We start from the raw sequence: 12,064 nt of genomic DNA, 5'->3' as shown, positions 1-12,064 counted from the left end.
GACAATCGATTACAGATGATTATTTACAGAGGTCTTAACGATATACAGCCTTTGCCGAATGCGGTCGTTACCAGCGGTACGTTCGATGGCGTACATCGGGGTCACCAAACGATTCTGGCCCGTCTGACAGAAGTAGCCCGGCAGAGCAACGGCGAATCGGTACTGATTACGTACTGGCCGCACCCGCGAACCGTTGTGTCGAATGACAGCGCTAACCTGAAACTGCTTAGTACGTTAGACGAAAAAATCGAACTCCTCGACCAGGCGGGTGTTGAGCATCTGGTCATCATTCCGTTTACGCGTTCGTTTTCAGAACTAACATCGGAAGAATACATCCAGCAGATATTGGTCGATAAAATTGGCACGAAGAAATTAGTGATTGGGTACGATCACCGCTTTGGCCGGGATCGGGAAGGAGGCTTTGAATACATTCGGGCGCACCAGAGCGAATACGGCTTTGAAGTGGAAGAAATTTCCCGCCAGGATGTAGACGCGGTTGGGGTCAGCTCCTCCCGAATCAGAGCGGCACTCAGCGAAGGCAATGTGCACACGGCCGGTCAATTGCTGGGGCGTCCTTACAACCTGACCGGAACAATTGTGAAGGGACGGCAACTGGGACGTACGATTGGTTTTCCAACGGCCAATATGCAGGTCGATGATCCGATGAAACTTGTTCCGGCTAACGGCGTTTATGCCGTCGACGTACTGTATGCCGACCAGAGCCTTAGCGGAATGCTGAATATCGGCTTTCGGCCAACCGTAGCGGGCACGAATCAAACCATCGAAACCTATATTTTCGATTTCGACAAAGACATCTACGGCGAACACATGACCCTGCGCTTCCGCGAATTTTTGCGCCCTGAACAGAAATTCGATGGCTTACCCGCCCTGGTTGAGCAACTTAAACGTGATGAAGAAGCTGCGAGACTGGCTATTAGTGATTAGTCATTAGCAGTTTAATTGCTGATGACTACTGACCAGTGACTAATCACTAATGACCAATATTCTTTCCGGCTATGTAACCGCTTGTCCAGGCATTCTGGAAATTGAAACCGCCGGTAATGCCGTCAATGTCGAGCACTTCGCCCGCAAAAAATAACCCTTTCTGTGCTTTACTTTCAAGGGTTTGCGGGTGCAAACTGTTCAGGTCAATGCCTCCGCATGTTACAAATTCGTCTTTAAAGGTGCTTTTTCCTACCACCTGAAACTGGCTGTTCGTCAGTCGTTCGGTGAGCCTGTTCAACGGTTTAGCCGGAAGGTCAGCCCAGCGTTGGGTTTCAGCAATACCGGCCTCCTGCGCAAATGCCTCCCACAGCCGCGAAGGTAGCCCAAATGGATTTTGCGAAACAACCTGCTTGCGCCCGTTCTGCTGCCGAAACTCCTGCAAGGCGTTACGTAGTTCATTTTCATTCAACGTAGGAACCCAATTGATACGTAGCGTGAATCGGTACTGAACATCCGATAAGTCGCGGGCAGCCCAGGCCGATAAACGTAGTACGGCCGGTCCGCTGAAGCCCCAGTGCGTCAGCAGCAAAGGACCACGCTGCTCCTGTTTCGTACCCACTACGTACACTTTGGCGTCTTTCACCGATACCCCCGCCAGGGTAAGCAGCGGGCTGTCGGGAACATTGAACGTGAATAAAGAAGGTACGGGCGACAGCACCGGATCGGTCTGTTCGGGTAGCCACCCGTATGCCGAAAGCTGTGGGTAGCCACCCGTGGCAATCAATACCCGGTCGGCGTATATGATTTCATTGGTAAAGAGGTTCAGCGTCCAGGAAGAATTGGTGGCGGCTGGATCAGATACGGAAAGTGAGGCTACGCCACAGCTTGTACGAACCTTGATTCCTAACTGGTAAGCGGTGTCGAGCAGGCAGTTGATAATGGTTTCCGATGTATTGCTGGTTGGAAACATACGTCCGTCGGCTTCCGTCTTGAGCGAAACGCCCCGATCGTCAAACCAGCGCACCGTTGCGGCTGCGTCGAATTGGTTCAGCAGTGAACGTAACGATTTTTCACCCCGCGGGTAGTGCTTAACCAGCAGTCGGTTGTCGAAGCAGGCGTGGGTTACGTTGCAGCGGCCTCCACCCGAAATGCGGACTTTATTAAGTACTGTACGATTCTTCTCAAGAATGGTAACCGAGGCATTGGGAAACGTTTCGGCAGCTGTTATAGCGCCAAAAAAACCGGCCGCCCCTCCGCCGATGACAACGATATTCAATGGTGACATGGAGTTTTAACAGTCGGTTTCGCGTTCGAGTTTCTGGGTTCAACTATAAAACGTTGAAACAAAAAACTAACTTTGACACATGCACGGTAAACCTCCTTTTCCGACCAGAAACATACATCGCCGGGGCTTCCGGCTGCGTGGCAATACGCTCGTTCTGCTGTTCATTTTCTTTCTGATCGGTCTGTTTCTCCATTACGGTGGCCGAACAAAACCCGTAGTGGCTTTCTGGAACGACGTTCGGGAGATGGTTGGCTTAGGTCGGGGGAAATCCGAAGCTGAAACCGATAATCCGTACAAGGCTCCCGAGCCACGCCAGCCCGACGTAGCAACCGACGATCAGGGCAACAGCGAAAGTGAAGCCAGCGACAACGGAGGAAATAACCCGTCGGCGGGCTCGCCGAAAACCGTTCGGTTTGATTTTGAAAAGCAGGTCGATTTTTTGCTTCCACTTGTTCAGCCCAGCGATCAGATTATCCGGCACGAAGGCTTTACGCTTCGCTATCGCGACGAATACAAGGATGCTGATTGGGTAGCTTATCCGTTGCTGGATTATGAAACAACGGGCGATGCCGAACGCAAATTCGAACAGTTTCAGCCGGATCGGATGGTGCGGAACGGAACCGCTATCTCGTCGGATTATACACGCTCAGGCTACGACCGGGGGCATCTGGCACCCGCCGGTGATTTCAAATTCTCGCAAAGGATGATGCGCGAAACCTTCTTTATGAGCAACATTACCCCCAGGCTCCCCTTTTTAACCGGGGCATCTGGAAAGAACTGGAAGAGCAGATTCGGGCATGGGCCATTCGCGACAATGGCCTGTATATAGTGACAGGCCCGGTATTGAAACCAGGACTGCCAACCATTGGTAAGAAAACCGAAATCAGCGTGCCGGAGAAGTTTTATAAAGTGGTGCTGTACTGTAATAAGCCCCAAATTCGTATGATTGGTTTCCTGTTGCCCAACGAACCGTCCGACAAGTCGCTCAAGCAGTTTGTGGTGCCTGTTGATCAGATTGAACAGCAGACGGGTATCGACTTCTTTCCCAAAATCCCCGATAACCTCGAACGCCAGCTGGAAAGCAAAAGCCGCAGCGACATGGTGGCCGAATGGTTTAGTAACTAAGGTTGATTCATAACCACAGCCTGTCATTTCTTCTTCTGCGCGGCCTGACGGTAGAACGTCCATTGAATAGAGCCATCCGTTGCCCGTTCGATCAGTACGTAGCTGAATGAGCGTTTACTGTACAAACGCTGCTGATCGGAGCCACAGCGCCAGTCCAGCACGTCCGTTGCCTGTTCCAGCGGGACAAGAACTGACACACCCGGATCAATTGTTCGGTCGAGTACCGTTACGTCGTTCTCGCTCGAACAGCTGGTTTTTTCTCTACTTAGCTGACTCAAACGTAGCGTTTTGATTTGTTCCTCAATTGTTGGCCCCTGCTGAACCTGTTGCTGCACTGGCTGCTGTTGAACGGGCGAATAAGTCGAATTATTGGGGTTAACAGCAATAGGGTATTCCGGCGCTTTTTTTATTGCTGAAACGGGTCTTTCAACGGATGAATCTGCAGCTGGTAGCGGACGTTTCGCTTTGGGGATCGAGTCCAACTCATTGGCAGCCAGAACCTCGTAATTAGATTTAGGAGGTGGTGTAGTCTGACTGGCATACTCTGCTTTATTAGGAGGCTTGACTGGGCTTATTGGCTTTGGCTTTTGTTTTAGGGCTGGTTTTGGCTTTTTTGAACCCTGCATGGATTGCTTATCATACGTGTCCTGTGCTGCATTTTTCAATTGATCCAGATACCCGGTGTTATCAATCGGAATTTGGCTCGCCTGACTCGGACCATTCGCATATAGAATTAGTCGCGCAGTTTCAAGGCTAATCAGCGAATCGCGCTGCTGACGGGTCGGGCTGAAGCGCATAAGGGATAAACTATCCTGTCGTGTAAAGTCATTTTTAACCACCATTTCCAGCGTACCGGGTGAGCGGAAAGCCTGTTTTGCCGTGGCCAGGGCCGTATCAAATTGCGTTCGGTCCAGGGCATTGCCTACGCTGATTCCGCGGGCTTGTGTGCCACTCACCGACTGACGATTGACCGATTGAATGTACTGATACACAGAATCGGCGCTGGTATTACGGACCAACAGCTGTAAATAATTCCGGGTGATAACACTATCGGGCGTCCATCTGCTGTCGAACTGTCGAAAGGGCGCTAAAATGGTCTCAACCCCATGAGTAGGGCTCAGTGTGGTCAGAAAGGTTGTTTTTTCGGGCGTGACAACTCCGCTGTTCAAGTCAGGTTTTACTCGTTCATACATCGACTGAGCCAGATTGTAACGGGCTACGTTCAGGTTATAGACGGCTTCGAAATTAACCCGTTTGCGCAGCGATTTGTACAGAACCGGCAAGGCCAGCTCATAGCGTTGTTCAAACAATTGGCGGCTGGGCTTATTGAATAAATCGACGGCATAATTGTTGTAATAGATGGCGCTATCCACCGCTGACGAATCGATCCGGTAAAACGGCAGCGCCCACGAAGCCCGCTGCGTTTGGGGCGGAAGGGTGTACAGAAAGAGCGGAGCTAGTAGCAGAATAAGCAACAACACAATCGCTACGTATCGGTTTCGTTGCTGACGCTGTACTTTTTGCTGCACCTGCTCTTGAATCGCCGGGTCCTTGATAAGATCCGTATTGTGGTAGGCTTCCAGATTTTTCAGGTCGGCCTGGCCCGTATGGTATTCCTGCTCCCACATACGTAGCTGCCATTCTTCATACGCCACACTGCCGGGAGCGGGCTGTAGTTCCTTTAGCAGATCAATAACAGCCTGTCGGGCAACCGATTCGACCTCAGGTTTTAGCTGGCCAAGCAGGCTGGTGCGGAGCGGGTCCGGTATGGTATTCTGCCGCAGCCAGGGGAGACTGGTTAGTTTCAGTAAGTTCGTTGTCGTGACCAGTCCCTCAATACGAAATGTTGTTTCGAGGGCTTTGCCGATAGCGAGCGTTACCGACCAGTCGGGGGTCGGAAAAACAGCCGTAGCGTAGGCCCACTGAATCAGCCAGTCCTGCATAGGGGCAGGTACGGGAATCGTACCGATGGGTTGCCGCAGAAACTGCTCAACATCGGTTACATCAATTCGGGCCAGGGGCTTACCGAAAAAGCCGCGATCAGGCGTACCCGGCGATACATCGAATAAACGTAGCAGGTCATCGAAAGCGGGCGGGGTTTCGCCTTCTCCGAAATAATCACGCAAAAGAAGCTGGCCATCGGGCGTAGCGGGCAGCAGTATAAAAAATCGACTAAGGGCCGCTTCGAGGTAATTCCAGTTTTTAGGATAGATGGGCGTAAGCAGCGCCCGGTTTTCCCAGCCCGACAACGCGTCTGTTACCCAACTCAATACCTCGCCCGTATCGTAATCGAACAGGCGACTTCCCTCCGTTACCAGAACCAGATAATGCTGGTTGTAGAGCCGGTAAATGTCGGTAATGGGTAAACCTTTCGGAAACTGTTCACTCCAGGCATAACGCGGATCGGATTGAAAGAATAATACATCCAGGTCTACATCCCTCGTAGCCAGCACCCCCGTCAGATACCCATAGAGCCGGGCTTGCTGATCGGAGGCCGAGCGGTCGTCGAGCAGCACCAGGTAACGCGGTCTGCGCTTGATCTGCTCGTAGCGCAGCGTGGGTATGCCGCTATTGCGTATCGTCTGCCGGATGGTTGCGTTCACCGACAGTGTCCAGCGTTCGCTTTCTTCACGCTGCTGCAACTGCTGGGCCCAGGCCAGCAGCGACGTACTCGGCTGAATGGCCTCATCCTGACGGGGAAAACTCAGAAAGAAAGGACCATTTGACGGTCGCTGATTCAGCTTGTTGGGCTTTCTTCGCAGAAAACGAACCCATACCCCAACACTCAGCAATCCACCCAGCCCCATGAGCAGGAGCGGTACCCAGTCGGCCAGGTTATAAAACTCCCGCTCATTGGCCCGCAAAAACGGCAGTGCTGAGGGGGTATATTCACTGATTTCCGGGTCCGGCTGCACGACATTAGAACAACCAACGGCCTGCAACGTAACGTTCCCCAGTACGGCCTTGTTGACCGATTTTCGGAATCGATGGCCGACCAGTGCTTCACGGGTAATTACCGAATCCGTTCCGTCGCCAAAATTCCATTGGTACGTTTGTTTCGGATTGAGCAGGCCGGGGCTTTTGTTTTCAAACGTAATGCTGTCGCCACGAACAGTATTGATGGAAAACTGGACCGTACAGTTAAGTTTCGCAGGAAGCGAAGGGGTATTTTCTTTCGGTTTCCCGGGTGGTGTCGGCCAGAATCGCCAAACCAGCAGGCCCGTTACCAACAGTGCCGCAAACCACCAAACGTAGCGTATTGGATTGTCCGCCTGTTGGGATTCATCACTACGTCCATTGTCCACTAACAGCAATGGTTTGGGAAGGGAAGACGTCGGCTCGGGCGATTGAACAACCGTGTCGAACAGCAGTTGAAACTTCTCCTGTTCAGTTTCGTTCCGGCAAACAATCGGACCAATCAGTTCACGTAGCGTACGGGTTGTCTGGGCATCAGAAGGAACCGGCAGACCATCAGGGAAAACGCGGCTGATAATCCTAAATACCCGATCATATACACCGGGGTTAATAGCAAAGCCTTCGGCATGGAGCCGTTCGAGCAGTTCTCCAACCGGAATGGGCTTATGCGTTTGCTCGGTGGTCATGCCTTACAGATCCGTTTTTAACCGAGCCAGATCATCGGGGTGCTTTGCCAGAATACTCAGGCCCGATAGGCGTGTATCCACCGGCAGTTTGGCGAGGCTGATATCCGCCAGGATATCGTTACGCAGAAAAAACAGCCAGCTGATCAATTCCGACGTAGCTGGTTTTTTCTTGAGATTGATACCGCGCAGCTCGATAAATCGGTTGATGTATTCGTCAAGCCGGTTCTCGACGGCCTGCTGTACCTGCGGGTAACGAGGGTCCTGACTGAAAACCTGCTGGAGAACGATTTTTTTGAGCTGGGCGGAGTCCGGAAATTCGATGTGAAAAAAAACGCACCGACGCAGAAAGGCATCGGGCAGGTTTTTCTCCGAATTGCTCGTCAGCATCACAATGATCGGATGGGCATCGCCTTTGCGGTACGTCCGGCTGCCATCTTCACGTACTGTAAATTCGTAGCGGTCCAGTTCATTGAGCAGGTCATTGGCGAAGTCGCGGGGGGCTTTGTCGACTTCATCGATCAGCACCACCGATCCTTTCGGTTTTGTGCCGTCGATACCGGGCAGCGACTGATAGCGATCCGGTACGGGGTTCTGACTCAGCAGAATAGCCTGCCCAAGCGCCTGTAGCTGAATGAACTCAGCCGCCTGGGGCGCTTCTTTCCGATTTTGCAGATGAGCCGCGTGGAAATGGCCCATAGCATCGTATGTATAGAACAGGTCCATCGCCGACGACGTAGTTTTGGTGGGGAATACGAGCGGAGCCGGCAGGAAATCACCATTAGTATCTTTCGCCAGATCGGCCGCAACTTTATAGGCCAGCTGCGTTTTGCCAGTACCCGGCTCACCTGTCAACAAAAGGGGTTGTTTAAGAAGCACAGCTACCCGAACGGCATTATACAGGGCTGAATCGGCAATGTAATCCGGCGGATTAGGACGTAGCCGGGGCTGCGCCAATTCAGCCGGGTCAAACGAAAACGTATCTACTAAAGCCATGGTGGTAGGTATGAGGTGTAATGCTGCTGAGTAATGGGTCAATGCCTCAGAAACAGGTTAGCCAGCAGTTATCCGTATAAGTTGGTTTGTGGGTTAGATTGCTTTTTCGTTTACCTCGTTAATGAGATCAAGTAATTGATTTTCAAGAGTTTCTACGTTAGTTTGCGCGTATAGTGTCTGTACGTCGGGGTTGTTTTTCGTCATGGGTCGGTAATGGTCATTCAGCCAGTTTTCAATGTCTTCCTGATCGGGTACATTCAGGAATTTATAATCCTGGTTGAGTACGTACCACTGCCAGCTATCCGTGCGGACGGTCTCGAAGCGGGAAATCAGTTTCTTGATTGGGCTTCCTGATAGCCACGTATTCCAAAAGGAGGGTTTCTCCTGTAAAGCCGTCCAGAAAAACAGAAAAGACAGACGGCCAGGAGGGAGTTTTGCCGCCCACTGATTCAGGTAGTTAACAGCATCGCCAATCGCCTTTATGTTTGTATCGGTCAGGTCCTCTGCCTGCATCCGGAAGGCAATAACGACATACTCGCGCTGCTTGAACGAATTCTGGGCGAAAAATTCAGTACACAAGTCATCAACACTACGTATGCTGCTGTTCAGCGAGAACGGTGGCGGACCTGCCACCGCCAGCAGCAACTGACTCAGTACGTGTTCGGCCGTTACGTGGCTCCGGCTCAGTTCAACGACTTTGGTTTCGCTGAGAAGATCCTTAAACGAATAATAATAAAACTGCCGGGTAATTGCCTGCATGATGCTCTGATAGAAGAGCTTACGTATCAGGCCAAGGGGTGATTCCGTCCGCGCACCAGCCAGCAGATAATGCTGCACCCGCGGACGATTTGGGTTGCGATAGGGGTCGAAATAGCTGTTGAACACATCGACGTAGTTGGCGCGGTTGCGCTCACAGATATAAGCCTTTTCGGGGTTGATCAGAAATTGGGGCTTCTCAGACGGACGCTGCGGCTGACTCGTCTGCGATTTGATTGTCAGCCAGTCGGTATCGTTGATAACGGCCGCCCCATCGTTCTGCGTAAACAACCCCCAGACTTTAGTCGTCTGAGGGCTGGTATCGAGCATGCCGCTTCGGAACGCTATGGCCGACTCACTCACCGTTTCGGGAAGCAACAGACTTAAATCGTGGTAGGCTTTAACGGCCAGAATCGCATCCCGATAGGCTTGCTGAATGGAGGTGTGTTTGGCCAGCATCTGGTGAAACGTAATGCCGAACAGTTTGGCATGCGTATCTTTTACGGCACATTGCGTAGCAACCACCACCCGGATTCCGCGTTGAAAAAACGTATTAACCTGCCCACCTGTGGAACAACCATTCAGCACCACCACTTTGAGGTTAGGCGCTTTCAGACCCAACGAACCGGCAATGCCTGCCGGACCCCCAGCGCTATCACTCAGCAACAGTTCGTCTTGATCGGCATGGCCGCTAAAGTGGAACAAAACGATACGTTCACCGTATTTTTCAATATCGTCCAGAATCTGTTTGGGCGTTGATAAATTGCCGCTGCGTGCTACGTACCGTACGGCCACGGGATTATCTTTTTGCTCAGTGGCGTTTTCCCAGGCCAGTTGAATGGCGTTTTTCTCCTCCTCCAGCATCTCCAGGTGTTTTTCGTCCGGGCTTTGGGCGAAATAACTCAGAATAACGGGCAGGTCGTTCATAAAGGAGGGTAGGTTTATCTGCCTGAATTTATCGATTTTACCAGTTCAGGCTACGAGAGAACGAGTGTTTTTTAGGAAGCGGTAAAGAAGCCCTCATCGTTTACGCGGCAGCTGTTAAGGGATCGACTCGTTTTCCTGAATGACTTGCTGAAGAAACGTTTCCGGGTTCTCCCCCATTTCTGAACGATTTCCAGCACGTCCTGTACCACGGCGGGTCTTGTTGTTTTAAACGGAAGCGAGTAGAATAGAGCATCTTCTGCGTACTTCAACGAACGCACTTTATCCGGAATACACGTCCGATAGACAGCACTCATACTGGCCGATGCCTGGGCAAGGTAAGGCCGGTACGTATTGGGTTTCGTTTTAGCTAACGGCTGGTAGATGGCTAGTGCTTCGGTTAAGAGGGCCTCGGCCTGATCGCATTTTTTCTGATCGGCCAGATAATCGGCGAGGTTATGCTGTGTCAACGCTACTTTGGGTTGGTACGTCGCTGGATCTACCGTTGCCAGTTGTTTGTAGATCGTTAGCGCTTCTTCGTAATGAGCCTGAATTTGATCACCCAGATTGAGCTTGCCCAGTAAAATAGACAGGTTATTCAGCGTTTTTGCAATAGCAGGCAGGTGATGACGCGGGGTCGCCAGTGCCAGTTCCCGCCGGATGGTGAGGGCTTCTTCGTAAAGAGATCTGGCCTGAGTCAACTCTATATCCTGTTCGTTGTAAAAATCCGCCAGATTATTCAATAAGACCGCCTTGTTTGTGGCGTGTTCCCGTTCATGGATTGTCTGGTACAGCGTCAGGGCTTCCCTGTAAAAGGCTTCGGCCTGGGCTACGTCGTCCCGGCGGCTGGCGGCAAAGCCCAGATTGTTCAAAATCATCGCTACGGCTGGCAGATAGGTTCTGGGGTTTTTCTCCGCTAACTGCCGATTGATTTGCAGGGCTTCTTCAAACAGCGCCAGTACGTTGTCTGACTGGCCCAGGGTCGCGTATAAAGCGGCCAGATTGTTCAATACCTGCGCCAGTTCAAACTGGTACGTTTCCGGGTCGGTCTGGGCTAGGTTTCGCCTGATGGGTAAAGCCTCCTCATAGAGCGGCCGAGCCTCTTCAAACTGTTTTTCTTCCTGAAGAAACTTACCAAAAGCAAATAAATTCGTGTGGTTTCGGTTGGCCTGTAACGAAAGGGTAAAATAGGTTTTCGTCTGCTCAAATCGATCCGGCAAGCTAAAATTGGTGGTCGTCAGCCGCGCCAGAATGAGGTATTCGTTCGCTTTGTTCAGTAAATTCTGTTGGTTTTCGGCAGATTGAACGGCTAATTTATCCTGCTGAGCAAGCAGGGCGTCTAACTCTGTTTTCATTAGCTCCGTCTCTGCATCGAAAATAGCGCGGGCTTTTTCATACTCACCTGCATCAAAATGAATTTTAGCCTGGCGCAGACGCTCTGTATCGAGCGGAAAGCGGGTAAACTCTTCCGCCAGCCTCAAAACGGCTTCTTCCAGTACCTTGATCTTTTTCTGAAGCTCATTCCGGGTAGACTCTACCTTATACCGTCTGGTGTTGAGGTACGCTGATCCAGGGTGTTGGGCAAGCTCCTGTTCTATCTCAGCGTACTCGTTATTGGCCTCATCCTGCTGACGTTTCAGGTCTTGGTACTGAGCCGTTTCGTAAAAGATAGCGGGTGGCATCCTGGCGTCTGGCTGACTGCTGAGGGCCCACCAGAAAGGATCGCTGACACTACTCGTTTCGGTATCCTGTGTAAATAGCCCCCAGGCGGGTTCAGATTTATTGGTTATACCCGATGTATTAAGCATACTCCGGGTCGTTACGGCTTCGCGAACGTATCCTGGTGCTAACTGCTTTATCCGTAGCGCAAGGATGGCATCGCGATAAGCTTCCTGAATGGATTTGCCAGCACATAACGTCTGATGGAACGAAATCGCAAACTGGGTGGCATATGTGTCTTTTACGGGAGCGCTGGTCGCAACAACCGTGCGAATACCCTTCTCAAACAACAGGTCGACCTGTCCGTACGTAGAGCACCCGTTGAGCACCACGACTTTTAAATTAGGCGCATACGCCTGTAGTAAGCTGGCAATACCATCGGAGCTACCTACGCCATCGCCCAGTTGCAGTACGTTAGGGCCAGCATGCCCGCTGAACTGAAACAGGACAATCCGGTTGCCGTAATTTTTGATATCCTGAATGATCTGATCCTGCTTCGATAAGCCACGCCCGCGCGCTACGTATTTCACCTGAACCGGGTTTTGCGGCTGATCGGTAGCGCTTTCCCAGGCCAGCTGAATCGTATCCTGCTCCTGTTCCAGCATGGCCAGATGGGGCGTCTCCGGGCTTTGCGCGAAGTAGCTCAGAATAACAGGCAGTACGCTCATGGCAATTCAGGCTGTATACAGTAGGATGCAGAATTAATGGCTAAAGG

6 protein-coding genes and 1 pseudogene are annotated in these 12,064 nt (G+C 51.6%); 2 read left to right on the top strand and 5 right to left on the bottom strand.

All coding sequences use genetic code 11. The annotated features are described in order from the left end of the window. The first annotated feature begins 15 nt into the window (after positions 1-15). Complete coding sequence (locus tag LN737_RS23380) at positions 16-945, top strand: bifunctional riboflavin kinase/FAD synthetase (protein WP_405512464.1); 930 nt, start codon at positions 16-18, stop codon at positions 943-945. Between the two features lie 46 nt (positions 946-991). Here the strand turns inward: LN737_RS23380 and LN737_RS23375 are convergent, their stop codons facing one another. After that, positions 992-2,230: an NAD(P)/FAD-dependent oxidoreductase gene (locus LN737_RS23375; protein ID WP_405512462.1), complete on the bottom strand. Its 1,239-nt coding sequence runs from the start codon at positions 2,228-2,230 to the stop codon at positions 992-994. Between the two features lie 79 nt (positions 2,231-2,309). Between LN737_RS23375 and LN737_RS23370 the strand changes: the two are divergent. Continuing rightward, positions 2,310-3,355 (top strand): annotated as a pseudogene (locus LN737_RS23370) (DNA/RNA non-specific endonuclease). 23 nt (positions 3,356-3,378) lie between these two features. Here LN737_RS23370 and LN737_RS23365 read toward each other — a convergent pair. The 4 genes from LN737_RS23365 to LN737_RS23350 all read right to left on the bottom strand — a co-directional run bounded on the left by LN737_RS23365 (position 3,379) and on the right by LN737_RS23350 (position 12,017). Further along, the gene (locus tag LN737_RS23365; RefSeq protein ID WP_405512460.1) at positions 3,379-6,957 is read right to left on the bottom strand and encodes a hypothetical protein; all 3,579 of its coding nucleotides are present in this window, start codon (positions 6,955-6,957) and stop codon (positions 3,379-3,381) included. A gap of 3 nt (positions 6,958-6,960) precedes the next feature. Then, entirely contained in the window at positions 6,961-7,950 is a 990-nt protein-coding gene (locus LN737_RS23360; protein ID WP_405512458.1) for a MoxR family ATPase, read from the bottom strand. A 93-nt stretch (positions 7,951-8,043) separates the two neighbouring features. After that, positions 8,044-9,633 carry a CHAT domain-containing protein gene (locus LN737_RS23355; protein ID WP_405512456.1) on the bottom strand — a complete coding sequence of 530 codons (1,590 nt, stop codon included), beginning with the start codon at positions 9,631-9,633 and terminating at the stop codon, positions 8,044-8,046. A 71-nt stretch (positions 9,634-9,704) separates the two neighbouring features. Then, a complete protein-coding gene (locus tag LN737_RS23350) occupies positions 9,705-12,017 on the bottom strand; it encodes a tetratricopeptide repeat protein (RefSeq protein ID WP_405512454.1) in 2,313 nt (770 codons plus the stop codon). Positions 12,018-12,064 lie beyond the last annotated feature (47 nt).

This window comes from Spirosoma sp. KNUC1025, from assembly GCF_045160025.1.
GTDB lineage: Bacteria > Bacteroidota > Bacteroidia > Cytophagales > Spirosomataceae > Spirosoma.
The sequence above is the reverse complement of the archived record's forward strand: the minus strand, read 5'-3'. Positions and strand labels throughout refer to the sequence as shown.